This is a genomic window from Prevotella sp. C0026C3 (genome assembly GCF_056590795.1).
This window is the reverse complement of sequence record NZ_JBWPWW010000005.1, coordinates 195,872-211,821: the sequence shown is the minus strand read 5'-3', so window position 1 is coordinate 211,821 and position 15,950 is coordinate 195,872. Positions and strand designations below refer to the sequence as shown.

The 15,950-nt window shown below is 45.7% G+C and carries 13 protein-coding genes; 6 read left to right on the top strand and 7 right to left on the bottom strand.

Annotated features, from left to right (window positions below; genetic code table 11):
• The first annotated feature begins 445 nt into the window (after positions 1–445).
• Entirely contained in the window at positions 446–808 is a 363-nt protein-coding gene (locus AC1EK4_RS05100; RefSeq protein ID WP_480357274.1) for a hypothetical protein, read from the top strand.
• 280 nt (positions 809–1,088) lie between these two features.
• On the opposite strand, the gene AC1EK4_RS05095 is transcribed toward AC1EK4_RS05100, so the two are convergent.
• The 4 genes from AC1EK4_RS05095 to pyrE form a co-directional block, all read right to left on the bottom strand.
• Positions 1,089–1,652 (bottom strand): hypothetical protein, encoded by a 564-nt coding sequence (locus tag AC1EK4_RS05095; RefSeq protein ID WP_480357272.1) that lies wholly within the window; start codon positions 1,650–1,652, stop codon positions 1,089–1,091.
• 63 nt (positions 1,653–1,715) lie between these two features.
• On the bottom strand, positions 1,716–3,077 hold the full coding sequence (gene argH / locus AC1EK4_RS05090; protein ID WP_480357271.1) for an argininosuccinate lyase: 1,362 nt from the start codon (positions 3,075–3,077) through the stop codon (positions 1,716–1,718).
• 300 nt (positions 3,078–3,377) lie between these two features.
• Positions 3,378–3,785, bottom strand: coding sequence for an SRPBCC family protein (locus tag AC1EK4_RS05085; RefSeq protein ID WP_480357269.1), 408 nt, complete (start codon positions 3,783–3,785; stop codon positions 3,378–3,380).
• An 18-nt stretch (positions 3,786–3,803) separates the two neighbouring features.
• Positions 3,804–4,436 (bottom strand): orotate phosphoribosyltransferase, encoded by a 633-nt coding sequence (pyrE, locus tag AC1EK4_RS05080; RefSeq protein ID WP_480357268.1) that lies wholly within the window; start codon positions 4,434–4,436, stop codon positions 3,804–3,806.
• 237 nt (positions 4,437–4,673) lie between these two features.
• Between pyrE and AC1EK4_RS05075 the strand changes: the two genes are divergently transcribed.
• A complete protein-coding gene (locus AC1EK4_RS05075) occupies positions 4,674–6,026 on the top strand; it encodes an MATE family efflux transporter (protein WP_036900471.1) in 1,353 nt (450 codons plus the stop codon).
• A gap of 25 nt (positions 6,027–6,051) precedes the next feature.
• Here the strand turns inward: AC1EK4_RS05075 and AC1EK4_RS05070 are convergent, their stop codons facing one another.
• Positions 6,052–6,936, bottom strand: coding sequence for a DUF559 domain-containing protein (locus AC1EK4_RS05070; RefSeq protein WP_480357265.1), 885 nt, complete (start codon positions 6,934–6,936; stop codon positions 6,052–6,054).
• A gap of 82 nt (positions 6,937–7,018) precedes the next feature.
• On the bottom strand, positions 7,019–8,836 hold the full coding sequence (argS, locus tag AC1EK4_RS05065; RefSeq protein ID WP_036900483.1) for an arginine--tRNA ligase: 1,818 nt from the start codon (positions 8,834–8,836) through the stop codon (positions 7,019–7,021).
• Between the two features lie 227 nt (positions 8,837–9,063).
• Here argS and AC1EK4_RS05060 point away from each other — a divergent pair, with 227 nt between their 5' ends.
• From AC1EK4_RS05060 to rbr, 3 genes are all read left to right on the top strand, one after another.
• A complete protein-coding gene (locus tag AC1EK4_RS05060) occupies positions 9,064–10,197 on the top strand; it encodes an AAA family ATPase (protein WP_480357261.1) in 1,134 nt (377 codons plus the stop codon).
• Between the two features lie 520 nt (positions 10,198–10,717).
• Positions 10,718–11,734 (top strand): ABC transporter permease, encoded by a 1,017-nt coding sequence (locus AC1EK4_RS05055; protein WP_480357285.1) that lies wholly within the window; start codon positions 10,718–10,720, stop codon positions 11,732–11,734.
• Between the two features lie 307 nt (positions 11,735–12,041).
• Entirely contained in the window at positions 12,042–12,695 is a 654-nt protein-coding gene (gene rbr, locus AC1EK4_RS05050) for a rubrerythrin (RefSeq protein ID WP_480357259.1), read from the top strand.
• Between the two features lie 124 nt (positions 12,696–12,819).
• On the opposite strand, the gene AC1EK4_RS05045 is transcribed toward rbr, so the two are convergent.
• Entirely contained in the window at positions 12,820–15,018 is a 2,199-nt protein-coding gene (locus AC1EK4_RS05045; RefSeq protein ID WP_480357283.1) for a sodium-translocating pyrophosphatase, read from the bottom strand.
• A 155-nt stretch (positions 15,019–15,173) separates the two neighbouring features.
• On the opposite strand from AC1EK4_RS05045, the gene AC1EK4_RS05040 reads away from it, so the two are divergent.
• Positions 15,174–15,929, top strand: a complete 756-nt coding sequence (locus tag AC1EK4_RS05040; protein ID WP_052052809.1) for an outer membrane beta-barrel protein — start codon at positions 15,174–15,176, stop codon at positions 15,927–15,929.
• The last annotated feature ends 21 nt before the right edge of the window (positions 15,930–15,950 follow it).

Sequence of the window (15,950 nt, the reverse complement as noted above, 5' to 3'; positions counted from 1 at the left end):
CTGGGGCGGGGTGGGGCTTTTGTAGGGATGTGGCATGCCGCATCCGAGAGGGAATACACAACCTTCTTTATTCCAGCATTGTAGCATATACATATCTGCGGACGCGACATGTCGCGTCCCTACGAATTCAATTATATCATCAAACAGTTGCTATTGGGCTGCGAGGGCTGCTAATATATGAGATAGCCACGCTGTGGCTTATTGTCATGACAAAGAGAAGTAGAGACGAAAAATCTTCTATCTCACACCATTATATAAAGACTTTTGCCGACCTTCTATGTTGATGTAGGTCAAAAAATGTAGGTGTTTGCGTAAACAGGTGGGTAAAAGTGTTGTGGGATGGGAGGAATGTTGCTATCTTTACACCGTATTTATAATAGGATAACAGCGAAAAGTAAGGCTCCAAACAGGATAGGGGAGTCTCTGAATATAGAAAGGTAGAAAGATGATGAAAAGGATAATGATAGCTCTTGTGGCACTTTTAGGTATGACGACAGCATTTGCAGGCGAGGAAAAATCGAATGCTGTAGAAGTATCAAGGGTATATAATACTAACTTTAATTTCCGCAAATTGGCCGAGACTTTACGTCTCTCGTCTGACCAACGTTCGATAGCTGAGGATGTACACAACACCTTTACCATTGAGATGAACAATGCCGCTGTGGCAGCAAAGGATGATAAACGTGAGATGGTAGAGCGTGCCGTGGCCAACGATATACGCAATATGCGCTATGTGTTGAACAAGGAACAACTCGCTAAATACGTGTTATTGCTCAATACGACGCTTGAAAACAGGGGGTTGAAGTAGGGACTTATTTAGGAGTTGTTGGGAGTTAAAGCCTTCGGCTAGGGAGTTATCGGAAGTTAACTGACCTATGTTGATAGGCTTCATGCATACGCAGAGGTTTTGATTCAAGGAGTTATTGGGAGTAAATCGACATTTGCCGATAAGTTAAAGAACAAATAAAGATGAAGTAATTTCACTTTCGCAATAGCGGAAGTCTTATATACTGTTTAGATCAAATCTGTGATGGGTATCCAAGAAATTGGGTACCCATTTTTATTATAGGGATGGTTTGAAATACGGTTTATCTTACTGACAGTACGCCGAGAGCTCCTGTTGAGGATGCAGGATAACGTATGAGCTTGTCGCCGGAGTCACCACTGACAATAAAACCGCCATTGTTTAAATCGTAAGAGCGATGGCATACAGGGCAGGTGGCAATGCCATTGGAGGCAACTGCGAGCGGTTTGCTACGCACGGGAATGGCATCCGGGTTGAAACAATTGGGACATTCGCGGTCGTAGGCATAAAAGGTAGCGTCGGTAGAGTTGCCGAATCCTACTATCAAAGCTCCATTCATGCCCAATTGGAACGAGCGGCGTGAGTCGATAGCGTTGAAGATTGATTCGTGGAAAGTGTTTTGATTGCTGACAAAACGGAAATATTGTGCGCCACCATGAGAGGTGACGGTGAGGGTTACGAAGACTCCGGCGTAGGGTGTCATGGCCTGTGCGAGCACGGGATCTTGGTGCACGCTGTTGTCAATGGCAACATAACAAGGGTATCTACTGTACTCGTGGTTGGTGTTACAAGCCGTCGTAAACAATAGCATTATGGCTAGCAGACCGGTTAAGCGGAATTTTTTCATAGGCCTTTAAGAGTTATTGGAAGTTGCCGGAAGATAGCTGTCAAAAGTTTATTTACTGACGGATTACTGCTTATCGTTGCTTTGGCCCGTTGCGAGCAAGGCTTTCTCGGCTTGTTCCATTTGTTCAAAATGGAACTCACTGATGGTCTGTTCCATCAGCGACCGGATATTGTCATTGCACAAATTGCCGATACTGCCCTCGTGAGTATGGTGTATATCCTTGTCGGCCTTGAATGTTCCGGCTTCGATTTCCAGTCCCACTTTCTTGTAAGCATCGCGGAATGGCAAGCCCTCGGCGGCCAATCGGTTCACTTCTTCGACCGAGAACATGGGGTCGTACATGGAATTGTCGAGGATATGCTCGTTCACTTCCATCTTGTTGATGATGTAAGCTGTCATCCGGAGGCAGTCTTTGAGTTCGTCGAAAGCGGGCAGAAAGACTTCTTTGATGATTTGTAAATCGCGGAAATAACCTACGGGCAGGTTGTTCATGATGAGCATAACCTGCTGCGGAAGAGTCTGTAGCTTATTGCTTTTGGCACGTATCAGCTCGAAGACATCGGGGTTTTTCTTATGCGGCATGATGCTTGAACCGGTGGTACATTCTTTGGGTAACTTCACAAACGAGAAGTTTTGGCTGTTGAACAAGCAAGCGTCGAAAGCCATTTTGGCTAATGTGCCGGCCACGGTAGCCATGGCGAAAGCCACATTTCGCTCTGTCTTGCCACGCCCCATCTGCGCATATACCACGTTGTAGTCCATAGAGTCGAAGCCCAACAGGCGGGTTGTCATCGTGCGATTCAATGGGAATGAAGAACCATAGCCTGCTGCCGAGCCCAGCGGATTGCGATTGGTCATGCGCCAAGCGGCCTGAAGGAAGAGCATGTCGTCGGCTAAACTCTCGGCATAAGCGCCAAACCAAAGTCCGAAACTGCTCGGCATGGCTATCTGCAAATGCGTATAACCCGGCATCAAAACGTCGCGGTAACGGTTGCTTTTTTCGATAAGTTCGTCGAAAAGCACTTTGACGTCTTCGACAATATCTTTGAGTTGTTGACGTGTGAATAGTTTCAGGTCGATCAAAACTTGGTCGTTTCGGCTGCGACCGCTGTGTATCTTCTTGCCCATATCGCCGAGCTTGCGCGTCAAAAGTAGCTCTACTTGGGAGTGAACATCCTCTACACCGTCTTCAATACAGAACTCTCCACACTCGCAAGTGTCGTAGATGTTTCGCAATTCGGCCAGTAGTAGGGGGAGTTCGTCGCTACCTAGCAGTCCGATAGATTCCAACATGGTGATGTGAGCCATCGAACCGAGTACGTCGTATTTGGCTAAATAGAGATCCATCTCGCGGTCGCGACCGACAGTGAAACGCTCTATCTCCTTGTTTACTTCAAAGTCTTTCTCCCAAAGTTTGTTCGCCATAAGTCATCGCTCCATCAAAAGTGTGGGACAAAATATGTTTCCCTTTTGTTCCACCCTCGTTATTTTCTTATTGTTATAAAAGTCTCTTGTCGTCTCTCTGCGCCTATCTTTCATTGCTTGATAGGCAAAACAGTCACTAAAGAAGTGCCAAAATTCTTTGTTGTGCATGTAGAGACGGAGCGTACTCCGCCTCATTTGAATGCGTTGGATAGTAATAAATGCTCTCTTCTTATGAGACGGAAAACTTTCCGTCTCTACAAGAGGATGAGCATTTTCTTGATATATTCCTCCGCAAAGAGATTAATATTGTATCATCTGTAGGGCGTCGGCTATATTCTCAATACCCTCTTGGAGGGGCTTCTGAACCATTCCTTTGATGAAAGGATTGAGCTCTGCCTTGATGGTAAGCTTCATTTTGCACGACGTATCTGTCACCGGTAAGAGTTGTATCCAGAAGTTGAAAGGGAGCGGACTCTGCTCTGTTTCAAACTTGATGGTCTTAGGTGGCTCGCGATCAATGATGTGTAACTTCACCGCACCCATCGGACTGCTGATGGCAATAGAGTCTTGATCGAACGAAAGATCGTTGAGTTTATCCTCTGGGATGCGCCCTTTGACCTTTTCGATATTGCTCAAGTCGCTCAGCATATCGTAGACAGCTTGCTGCGAGTAAGCTATCTCGCGGATGCTACTTTCAAATGTACTCATGTTATATGGGGTGTTATTTTACTTGTGCCAATGCGCCGGATCCTTGCGCCATTCATGTAATAACTCTACATCGCTTTCTACTATGTACTCCGTTTCGAGCGCTTCGGCCACCACATGTTCGTAATCCGTGAGGGTGACAAGCTGCACGTTGGCCTTGTTGAAAGCCTCTTCGGCTTCGGGGAATCCGTAGGTGTAAGCTGCTACCATGCCGATAACGTTGCATCCATCGCGACGTATTGCCTCGACAGCTTTAAGACTACTGCTGCCTGTAGAGACGAGATCCTCTACTACTACAACTTTTGAACCGGGTCTTAATTCGCCCTCTATCAAGTTCTCCAAGCCATGATCCTTTGGTTTAGAACGTACATATACGAACGGAAGATGTAGTTCGTCGGCCACCAATGCGCCTTGAGCAATTGCTCCGGTAGCCACTCCTGCGATGGCTTCGACCTCAGGAAAGGCTTCGAGTATGGCGTGTACTAATTCCAGTTTGATGTAGTTGCGCAACTCTGGATATGATAGTGTCTTGCGGTTATCACAATAAAAGGGAGAGCTCCAGCCTGATGCCCAAGTGAAAGGATTGTTAGGTTGAAGTTTGATAGCTTTAACTTTGAGTAATTTTGATGCGAATTCTTTCTTTAAAGAGTCCATAGTGTATTAGTTTAAATCATTATATTGCTGATATGTAGCCTATCTTATGCAAAGGTAAATTAAATATTGCATACTTCAAAATAAATCTTTACGTGTTAGGATTCTTTGTGTTTTTGATGGTTGGATGGGGATAGTGGCAGCTTATTTTGTATTTAAGAGACTTCTCATATTCTCATCGGTAAAAGCTTATATAGTTCGATAAAAAGTGATACTTTTGCATGGAAAAGATTGAAGAAGATGAGTAATGTGACTGATATGACGGTAGGATCGCCTGCAAGAGGTATCCTCAAGTTTTCTATTCCACTGATTTTAGGCTACATATTGCAGCAGTTATACCTCGTTATCGACGCTGCGATAGTGGGTCGTTGGGTTGGAGTTGGGGCTTTGGCAGCTATCGGCGCGTCTACATCTATCATGTTTTTGATTATGGGTTTTTGCAATGGAACGTGTGCAGGTTTTGCAATTCCTGTGGCCCAAACGTTTGGTGCAAAGGATTATAGTAAGATGCGAGCGTATGTAGCCAATTCTATTCGTATCGCCATTGTGCTCTCTGTAGTGATCACCGGAACCTCTTGCATCTTGTGTCATCGTATCCTTGGGCTCGTCAATACGCCTTCCGACATCTTCCATGAAGCCTATGTATTCTTGATGTTACAGTTTCTTGCCATCCCTTTTACAATGGCTTACAACCTACTTTCTGGTTTCATTCGGGCGCTGGGGAATTCTCGTCAACCTTTTTATTTCCTTATTGTTTCATCGGTATTGAACGTAGTTCTCGACGTGATATTGATACTTATATTGGGTATGGGAGTAGAAGGTGCAGGTATCGCAACCCTCCTTTCACAAGGATTTTCAGCGCTATTGTGTGCTTGGTACATTCGTCGAAGCATGCGAATATTGATACCTCAGGGGGCAGAAAGAGCTTATCATGATTCTATGGTAGGTCATTTGCTGAACAGCGGTGTCCCTATGGGCTTGCAGTTCTCCATCACCGGCATCGGTATCATCATGCTTCAGAGTGCCAACAATGCCCTTGGAACCGCCTATGTGGCTGCCTTCACAGCGTCAATGCGTATCAAATACCTGTTCACTTGTGTGTTTGACAACATCGGAGTAGCTATGGCTACCTATTGCGGACAGAACATTGGGGCACGCCAACTGGTGCGTGTGCGACGCGGTATAGTTGCGGTTACAAAGATAATGTTGGTCTATTGTCTGTTCACCTTTATTATAATATATCCCTTTGCCGATTATATGATGCTGCTGTTTGTCGATGGTAATCAGCGGGCGGTGATTGAAAATGCAGCGCTCTTCATGCGTATTGCCAATTATTTTTATCCGGCTTTGGGGTTATTGTGTGTGCTTCGTTACTCCATCCAAGGCTTGGGATACTCCAATTTGTCAATGTTGAGTGGTGTGATGGAGATGATAGCGCGTTGTGGAGTGAGCCTTTGGATAGTGCCGGCATACCATTTTGTGGGTGTATGTTTTGGTGATCCGGTGGCTTGGATAGCTGCAAATGTTTTCCTTATACCGGCCATGTTATGGCTGTATAGACACTTAAAAGTGAAGTTGGTGAATGGTAGTTAGGGAGTAATTATTAAAAGGTAAGAGATTATTTCCTACCAAAATCGGCAGGTATCTCGCCCCATTGCTTCGTTTCCCACTTCACTACGGGGGTGGTTACGCGATGAGTACGTAACCATAGTTCGGCACGCGCAATGATTTGAAACAACGGTTCGGTCTGTGCATTGCGCTCCAGTTTGGTTTTACATTGTTTCTTTTTCACCCATAATATAGCGTTGTAACTGTCGCTATAGATGGTATATCCTGTGATTCCTTTTTTGTCTAGCAAGGCCAGCGCATGCACGATGGCGAGGAATTCCCCGATGTTATTCGTGCCATGAACGGGCCCGAAGTGGAATATCTGTGTCCCTGTCTGTAGGTCAATCCCTTGATACTCCATCGGTCCGGGGTTGCCTGAACAAGCTGCGTCTACGGCAATGGCAGCCCCACCCCGGCCCTCCCCAAAGGGGGAGGGAGTATTATTCTGCAGCGGGTTTGCTATTGTTGCCTCTTTGGAAAGAACCGGAGCGGAGATGGATGTTTGCATTTTGTTGTTCTTTAATAGCGTTAGTTCAGTTCTTATTGAATTAATGACACCATTTATATTAGCAATAATATCTTCGTTTTTGAATCGAATAACTTTGAATCCTTTGCTGTTTAAGAACTCGGTACGTTCTCGGTCGTGCATCGGTTGAAGCCCTCTTTCATGATAAACACCATCAACTTCTATCACAAGCTTATCGTGTAAACATACGAAGTCTGCAATGTATTCACCAATGATATGCTGTCTACGAAACTTATATGTATCCAGTTGTTTCCCTCTTAATGCAGTCCACAGGATACGCTCAGCCTCCGTTGCGCAGAGTCTGTTCTCTTCTGCAAACTTTTTCAGAAGCTCGTATTCGCTACTTTCAGCTGTTTCGTAGATATACATGATGTATTAGAGATTTTCCCTCCCCTTTTGGGGAGGGTTGGAGTGGGGCTATTGGTGAGGTGTTTTGACTGAGAAGAGGTCTTTACATCCTCTCCGGAACCTCGATACCTAGCAATGCCATGCCGTTCTTAATGACTTTGGCAACGTTTGCAGCCAATATCAAACGAGTGATTTTCTCGTCCTCGCGCTCTGCATTCAAGATGCTGTAGTCGTGGTAGAATTGATTGAACAGCTTGGTCAACTCGTAACAATAGTTGGCAATACCGCTCGGACTGTAATCCATTCCAGCTTGTGCCACGGCTACAGAGAAATCGCTCAGCTTCTGAATGAGTTCTGTCTCCTTTTCGTTGAGGGGTGCATTGTCGGTCAATGCGGTTGGCAATGCGATGCCTTCAGCTGCTGCTTTGCGCAGGATACTGCGGATACGAGCGTATGTATATTGGATAAACGGACCGGTATTTCCGTTGAAATCGATACTCTCTGCTGGGTTGAAGAGCATGTTTTTGCGTGCATCTACCTTCAAGATGAAATATTTCAACGCACCCAAGCCCACCACGCGAGCAATCTCGTTACGCTCTTCCTCGCTCATGTCTTTAAACTTACCCAGTTCGTCACTGGTCTTTCTGGCGTCGTCTACCATTGCTGCTATCAGTTCATCGGCATCAACTACCGTTCCTTCGCGGCTCTTCATCTTACCGTTAGGCAGCTCTACCATGCCGTAAGAGAAGTGTACTAACTCCTTTCCCCATTTGAATCCGAGGCGGTCGAGCAGCAATGAGAGCACCTGGAAGTGATAGTTTTGCTCATTTCCTACTACGTAAATCATCTTGTCGATAGGGAAATCGCTGAAGCGCATCTGAGCTGTTCCGATATCCTGTGTCATGTAGACCGATGTGCCATCCGAACGTAGTAGGAGCTTTTGATCGAGTCCGTCACCGGTAAGATCGGCCCATACGCTATTGTCATCTTTGCGGAAGAAGAGTCCTTTCTCCAATCCTTCTTCTACCTTTTTCTTTCCTACGAGGTAGGTATCCGATTCATAATAGATTTTATCGAAGCCTACACCCATAGCCTTATAAGTCTCGTCGAAGCCGGCGTATACCCAGTTGTTCATCTTTTGCCATAGCGCACGTACCTCCGTATCACCTTGTTCCCACTTCACAAGCATCTCATGAGCCTCCTTAATGAGCGGAGCTTCGGCCGCCGCTTTGTCTTCCGCGTCTTTATCGGTCATGCCTTGAGCTTTGAATTGAGCCTCTAATTCCTTGCATTCTGCCTTGTAATGCTTATCGAACAGCACGTAGAAGTCGCCTATCAAGTGGTCGCCCTTCTTTCCGCTCGTCTCCGGTGTCACGCCTTCGCCCCACTTCTGCCAAGCCAGCATGCTCTTACAGATGTGGATACCACGGTCGTTGACGATGTTGGTCTTGACAACTCGATTGCCATTAGCTTCCATAATTTGAGCCAATGACCATCCCAAGAGGTTGTTACGCACGTGTCCCAAATGCAGCGGTTTATTGGTGTTGGGCGATGAATATTCTATCATTACTAGCGGCGAAGACTCTGTGACGGGCTTCTCGCCGTATTTCTCGTTGGCATGAATGTCGTTGAGCAGATCTACCCAAGCTGCCGATGCGATGCTGAGGTTCAGGAATCCCTTTACTACATTGTACTTAGCCACTGCTTTGCAATGCTCCTGTAGATAGGCACCTATTTCCTCTGCCGTGGCTTCGGGACTCTTGCGAGAAGTCTTCAAGAATGGGAATACCACGAGTGTGAGACTACCCTCAAAGTCGCTTCTGGTCTTTTGGAGTTGTACCATCTTTTCCGGAACATCTTGTCCGTACAGTTCTTTCACTGCCGCGAGCACCGAACTGCTTATTTCGTTTTCGATCATCATACCGATATAATCACTTAATTTATTTATCTTATAAGAACACTGCAAAGATAAAGAAAATATTGTAAACCACCATCATTCAGCGTTTTTAAACAGAAGAAGACGTTGGTTGCATCGCAATCTATCGTGGTCACACAACCTTGTGTCACACAACTTTGTGTTACTTTGTTTTGTTTGATACCTTTTTTTTACTATCTTTGGCGTACTGTAACCAATATATACATGATTGTATGAGGAGAAATTTTGTTTTTGGAACGGCTGTGAGTGACTATAATTTTACAGGTCGTGAGCGCGAAATAAAGAGATTATTAACTGCGTTTCAAACAGGTATTAATGTTATTTTGATGTCTGCTCGGCGTTTAGGTAAAACCTCTTTGGTGAAGCATGTCAGTAGATTGCTAGACTCCAATGAGGTTATCATGGTGTTTCTTGATATATTCAGTTGCAAGACAGAATATGAATTCTACAACAAACTAGCGACGGAGGTGCTGAAGCAGACGGCCTCCCGTCAAGAACTTTGGCTTGATGAGGCTAGAGAGTTTATCTTCCGATTGGCTCCAAAAATCTCTATTTCTCCTGATCCCAATTCAGAATTCAGTGTTTCTTTGGGTATATCTCCTAAGACGCACACCCCCGAAGAAGTCTTATCTTTGGCAGAAAAGATTGCTATCAAAAAAGGAAAACGAATAGTTGTATGTATAGATGAGTTCCAGCAAATAGGCGAGATGGAAGGTAGTAAGCAGATTCAAGCTCGTTTACGTGCCGTGTGGCAACATCAAGAGCATGTCTCATACTGTCTTTTTGGAAGCAAACAACATTTGATGAGCAATATTTTCCTCAATCGTAGTATGCCTTTCTATCAATTCGGTGACCTTATTGTGCTGGAAAAAATACCTACGGAAGAGTGGGTAGAATATATCGTTAGTCATTTTGCTGATGGTAATCGGACGATTCTTCGTGAACAAGCTGAAGAGATTTGTCGTTTTGTTGATAACTATTCTTCTTATGTCCAGCAACTCTCATGGATACTCTATACACAAACGAATGAAGGCGAATGTGTGACAGATGAGAAAGTCCGACAAGCCGAAACCGACTTGCTGAATGTTAATGAGATTCTGTTTATGCAGATGGTAGAACCATTGACGGAATATCAAACCAACTTTATTCGAGCCATTGTAAGTGGTGAACATTCCGATTTTGGATTGGCAGAGACACGCGAAACTTATAGGCTAGGCAGTTATTCAAACATAGGAAGGCTGAAAAAAGCTCTCTTAGAACGTGATATTATTACGTCTGAGAATCACATTATAACCCTTACCGACCCTGTATTTGCACAGTGGTTCAATCGTAATATGATGATATGAGAAAGCAAGACATCTTTTTTCATTCTCAATACATCAACCAATAGACTCGTAAATTAGCAACCTCAGTTCACTGCAGGGGCTAGGCAATATCGCTGTTTCGGCTTTGCAGCAATGCTGAATGGGCTTGGCAGAAGTGCTGAGAAGCCGCTGCAGCAACCTCTCTCCGCTCCTCTACAGCCCCACCCACGCCATTACCTCCCTCGTTTACCGTCGCACCGGCTGAGCCGACAGCGACTATTCGGTCGATGACCGATGGTTCCCCAAAAGGGGAGGGAGATGGTTTTGAGTTGACAAGTAGACGAGTTTAGGTTTTAGTTGGTGAGTTCTTGAGTTTATAAGTTATTGGTTGAGTTTGTTAGTTCATGAGTTTTTGAGTTGATAAGTTATTGTGTTATGCGATAATCATGCGGTGTTTGCCCCGTCAGCCGCTTAAAATATTTGCAGAAGAAGCTCACGTTGGAGCGTCCGGCAGCTCTTTCTTATCAAGATAAGGTGATTGTTTCTGCCGCGACTTATCGTGATGTTTCCCATCATTATCATGTGTGTGATACCATGGGTTGCCAATATGGAGGTGCGCGATGTGGCTGTCCGTATCGTCGATAACGACCACTCGCAACTTTCAGCACGGCTTATCCATCGTGTGGAAGCTTCTAATTATTTCACATTTAGAGGTATATCTGCGTCGTACGATGAAGCATTACGGGATGTAGAAAAGGGGCATGCCGACGTGATAGTAAACATTCCGCGCTCCTATGCACGCGACATTGAGCATGGAAAAGTCCCTCAAGTGCTCATTGCAGCCAATGCTGTGAATGGCACGAAGGGTAGTCTTGGTGCCTCGTATATGGCCAATATCGTGATGCAAAATCTGCCTGTATATCCCGGTAAATCGAATGTTCAAGGCGGTATTGTGACCCAGAATCTCTACAATCTATATCAAGATTACAAGGTATTTATGATTCCGGCGCTCATGGCAATGATTATGATTATGATTTGTGGATTTGTTCCTGCGCTTAATATTGTAGGTGAAAAGGAAGCCGGAACCATCGAACAAATCAACGTAACACCTGTTAGTAAGATGGACTTTATATTGGCTAAGCTCATTCCTTTTTGGTTGATTGCCATCTTAGAACTCACCGTTTGTCTGCTCATATCGTGGCTGTTATATGGCTTAGTGCCTGCCGGTAATGTATTGTTTATCTATCTTTTGGCAGTGTTGTTAGCTATTATATTCAGCAGTATTGGGCTCATTGTGTCCAACTATAGCGATACCATGCAACAAGCTATGCTCGTGATGTGGTTTATACTGGTGTGTATGATTCTGTTGAGCGGCCTCTTTACGCCCACTCGCAGTATGCCCGACTGGGCTCAAGTGTTGGTTACGGTCATCCCCGTACATTATTTTATAGATGGTATGAGAGCCGTGTTTGTACATGGTGCAGGCTTTGCGGGTATCACTACTCAACTTTTGGCGCTCACCATCTTTGCTCTGTTGAGGGGTAGTTGGGCTGTGGTTAGTTATCGAAAGAATGTTTAAAAGGGGGCAGTTGATAAGTTTACGAGTAGACAAGTTAACGAGTTTGGAATGAGAAGTGACGAGTTAGGAGTGATGAGTTTATTGTTTCTTATTTAGAAAGAATCTCTATTGGATGCTTAAATTGAAATAATTACAATTTAATTTGACTCGTATTCTATTATTATTTATCTTTGCTTACATATTCATAGCGTATAGGATGTAATATGAAAAGTACATCTTCGAGCGGATAAGGAAATATGATTGCAGCGCCATCTAAGCGTATTGCGACAAGGAATACATCAATACAAAAATTAAAAACAAAAACATTATGAAGAAGAAATTTATCTGTACGGTATGTGGTTTGGTTGTTGAAGGAACTGAAGCTCCTGAACAATGCCCCGTATGTCATGCTCCAGCAAGCAAGTTTAAGGCTGTTGCTGACATCAAATTAGAGGGTACTAAGACCGAGAAGAACCTACAGACAGCTTTCGCCGGAGAAAGTCAGGCTCATACAAAGTATCTCTATTATGCATCAAAAGCAAAGAAAGAGGGATACGAGCAGATTGCTGCTCTCTTTGAAGAGACTGCTCGTAACGAGCGCGAACATGCTAAATTGTGGTTCAAGTTCTTGCACGGTGGCGACATCCCAACAACTACTGTGAACCTCACAGACGCTGCTACAGGTGAGAATTATGAGTGGACCGACATGTATGTTACAATGGCTAAGGAAGCTATGGAAGAAGGTTTCCCAGAGATAGCTGCTAAGTTTAAGAAGGTAGCTGCTATTGAGAAGCATCACGAGGAGCGCTATCGCAAGCTCTTGAAGAACATCGAAGACAAGGTCGTATTCTCTCGCGACGGTGACAGTATATGGCTATGTCGCAACTGTGGACACATCGTTATCGGCAAGGAAGCACCTGCTGTATGTCCTTGTTGTGACCATCCACAGAGCTTCTTCCAAATAGAAGCCCTCAACTACTAAACTTCTTAGAGTATTAAGAAAATAAGAAAGCCCGCGCTCTCCGGTTGATTGGAGAAGCGCGGGCTTATTGTTTTAGTAAGTTGTCAGGATGGTCTGACCTGCCGGACTCATCCGATATTTGTTCTTAAAGAATCGCTATGCCGGCCATAACGATGCTTACCATCGACATCAACTTAATGAGAATGTTGAGGCTGGGACCCGATGTATCCTTGAAAGGATCGCCCACTGTGTCGCCCACAACGGTGGCTTTGTGACATAGCGAGCCCTTTCCGCCGAACTCACCTTCCTCTACCAGCTTCTTGGCATTGTCCCATGAACCGCCTGCATTGGCCATAAAGATGGCTAAGGTGAACCCTGCCGACAAGCTACCCACCAGCAATCCGAGTACACCGGAGACTCCTAAGACGAGCGCAACGATGATAGGAATGAGGATGGCAAGCACAGATGGGAGTATCATTTCGCGTTGGGCGCTGCGTGTAGAAATCTCTACACACAGCTCATAGTCGGGTGTTGACACCCCTTCAAGGATACCTTTTATCTCGCGAAATTGGCGTCTTACCTCGTCGACCATAGCTCCGGCAGCTCGTCCTACAGCTCCCATGGTGAGTCCACAGAATAGGAATGCCGCCATCGCACCGACCATGGCGCCCACCAATACACGTGGATTCATCAGGTTGACTTGGAAGAATTCCATGAAATCGGGCATGTTGGCAGCCGATGGATTGAACGCCTTTCCGGTTGCATCGACGAATGTTTGTCCATGCTCTACGGCTCTGGACATGGCTATCTTCACCTCTTCTACGTACGATGCAAGCAGTGCCAGAGCGGTAAGAGCGGCCGACCCAATGGCAAATCCCTTACCCGTGGCAGCGGTCGTGTTGCCCAATGCGTCGAGTGCATCGGTGCGTTTACGTATCTCAGGCCCCAATTCGCTCATTTCGGCATTACCTCCTGCGTTGTCAGCAATGGGGCCGTAAGCATCCGTTGCCAGCGTAATACCGAGTGTAGAGAGCATACCTACGGCTGCGATGCCAATGCCATAAAGTCCATGAGAAATACTTTCGGCACTCATTGAGAGGTTGAATCCGTTGGCACAAAGGTAGCTTAGCATGATGGCAATGGCTATGGTAACGACAGGAATACAGGTAGATATCATGCCTGTACCGATGCCTTTGATGATGACGGTGGCTGCACCGGTCTGCGAGGCAGCCGCTATACTGCGTGTGGGACGGTAACTTTGTGAGGTGTAATATTCCGTAGCCTGCCCTATAATGACGCCTGCTGCAAGTCCTGTTACTACAGAGAACGACACACCTAGCCAATTATCGAGTTGCAAACCGTATAATATACCGAAGGAAGCAACGGCTATCAAGACGGCAGCTGAGTTGGTTCCACGTCCTAAGGCATGCAATAATTCGCGCATGGTAGCCCCCTCTCGTGTATGCACCAAGTAGATACCAAGGAGCGAAAGGAATATTCCGACGGCCGCAATCACCATGGGTGCGATGACAGCACGTAGTTGCATGTCGCCGTTCATAGCAAAGGCTGTAGCGCCAAGAGCGGCAGTCGACAGAATGGAGCCGCAATAACTTTCGTACAAGTCGGCTCCCATGCCGGCCACATCGCCTACATTATCGCCCACGTTATCGGCTATAGTGGCCGGATTTCGTGGGTCGTCTTCGGGAATATCTGCCTCTACTTTGCCCACAAGATCGGCTCCCACATCGGCCGCTTTGGTGTAGATGCCACCGCCCACACGGGCAAATAAGGCTTGCGTGGAGGCTCCCATACCGAACGTCAGCATTGTTGTGGTGATGGTGATAAGGGCTGCATGACTGCCCGAATAGATGGCTGTGAGGATAAGAAACCACAAGGTGATGTCGAGCAAACCTAATCCTACGACTACCAATCCCATTACAGCGCCACTTCGGAAAGCTATCTTGAGGCCTCTATCCAGTCCCTGTCGAGCCGCATTGGCCGTACGTGCAGAAGCATAGGTGGCTGTCTTCATGCCGAAAAAGCCCGATAATCCGGAGAAAAATCCACCTGTGAGGAAGGCAAAAGGAACCCACGGATTCTGTACTTTCAGCACATAAGCCATGAAAGCAAATACCAATGCCAACACCACAAAGACGATACCGACCACGCGATATTGCTGTTTCAGGTAGGCCATGGCGCCTTTTCGTACATGCGCGGCAATCTCTTTCATGCGCGGAGTGCCCTCGTTTTCTTTCATCATATCGCAGAAAAACTTCCAAGCCATAGCCAGTGCGATGACCGAAGCTGCCGGTACCAGCCAGAAAATAATAGGAATCGTATTCATCATATATAGGTATTAAGAAGTTTATATAGTAAAAACCTGTGTTTTCAAACGATCGACTACTATTATCGCAAATTTAATCATAATTTAAAAGAAAAGCAAGTCTGGATGTTGAAAAAAGATTAACTTTGCGTCCAAAATAAACAGTAAGTATAACTATGAAGTCATTATTCACGTTGATTTTATTCTTGTTTGCTGGTTGGCAGACGCAGGTATGCGCCCAAGGAGAGGTGCGCCAATGGGGCATTGAGGCCTCTATGGGGCAGGCAAGTATGGATTGTAACTACGATGCCAGCAGTCTTGATGCTAATAAGGCAAATACGTTTGCGCTTTCGGTAGATTATTATTTGCATCGCCACTGGGCTCTTACGGGCGGTATCTATATGGAACAGCAGGGTTTGTACACCAATCTTTCAACCGGTATCGGACTCATGAAAAACTGGGTTGCAGGTATTCAGGTCGGTGCCAAATGGTATCCATTGGCTCCCAAATGGATTGTTCAGCCTTATGTAGGGGCTAATTTGTACACCAATGTTCTCAATCTGCCACGCCAAAGGGGCGAGAAGAAGGTCACGGCTACACAAGCTTGGAATGGCGACGGGGTGATGACATACGATATTCAGCACGCTATTGGCAGTCTAAGTCCGAAGATAGGTGTTGATATTCGACTCGTCAGTAGTGTTAATCTCACGCTGGGTTGGGATTATCGTTGGGAGTTTTATGGACATACCAACAGCAATATGCGCTACACATCGGGTCCGGTGACGGGGCATGAGTATCCCATGAAGAGCAACAACAGCCGTGGAGTCATCAACATCGGAGTGAAAGTAGACTTCCCTATGCGCAGTGTTTCCGAGGGAACGATGCAGACCTTGCTTGGTGCGATACTCGGTTTGTTGATGCCATCGAAATAGTAAAAAGAGAGAGGGGCGATT

Excerpts from the sequence above, each read along its gene's own strand:
- AC1EK4_RS05100 (WP_480357274.1), top strand. The coding sequence starts at position 446 with ATGATGAAAAGGATAATGATAGCTCTTGTGGCACTTTTAGGTATGACG.
- AC1EK4_RS05095 (WP_480357272.1), bottom strand. The coding sequence starts at position 1,652 with ATGAAAAAATTCCGCTTAACCGGTCTGCTAGCCATAATGCTATTGTTT.
- argH (WP_480357271.1), bottom strand. The coding sequence starts at position 3,077 with ATGGCGAACAAACTTTGGGAGAAAGACTTTGAAGTAAACAAGGAGATA.
- AC1EK4_RS05085 (WP_480357269.1), bottom strand. The coding sequence starts at position 3,785 with ATGAGTACATTTGAAAGTAGCATCCGCGAGATAGCTTACTCGCAGCAA.
- pyrE (WP_480357268.1), bottom strand. The coding sequence starts at position 4,436 with ATGGACTCTTTAAAGAAAGAATTCGCATCAAAATTACTCAAAGTTAAA.
- AC1EK4_RS05075 (WP_036900471.1), top strand. The coding sequence starts at position 4,674 with ATGAGTAATGTGACTGATATGACGGTAGGATCGCCTGCAAGAGGTATC.
- AC1EK4_RS05070 (WP_480357265.1), bottom strand. The coding sequence starts at position 6,936 with ATGTATATCTACGAAACAGCTGAAAGTAGCGAATACGAGCTTCTGAAA.
- argS (WP_036900483.1), bottom strand. The coding sequence starts at position 8,836 with ATGATGATCGAAAACGAAATAAGCAGTTCGGTGCTCGCGGCAGTGAAA.
- AC1EK4_RS05060 (WP_480357261.1), top strand. The coding sequence starts at position 9,064 with ATGAGGAGAAATTTTGTTTTTGGAACGGCTGTGAGTGACTATAATTTT.
- AC1EK4_RS05055 (WP_480357285.1), top strand. The coding sequence starts at position 10,718 with ATGTTTCCCATCATTATCATGTGTGTGATACCATGGGTTGCCAATATG.
- rbr (WP_480357259.1), top strand. The coding sequence starts at position 12,042 with ATGAAGAAGAAATTTATCTGTACGGTATGTGGTTTGGTTGTTGAAGGA.
- AC1EK4_RS05045 (WP_480357283.1), bottom strand. The coding sequence starts at position 15,018 with ATGAATACGATTCCTATTATTTTCTGGCTGGTACCGGCAGCTTCGGTC.
- AC1EK4_RS05040 (WP_052052809.1), top strand. The coding sequence starts at position 15,174 with ATGAAGTCATTATTCACGTTGATTTTATTCTTGTTTGCTGGTTGGCAG.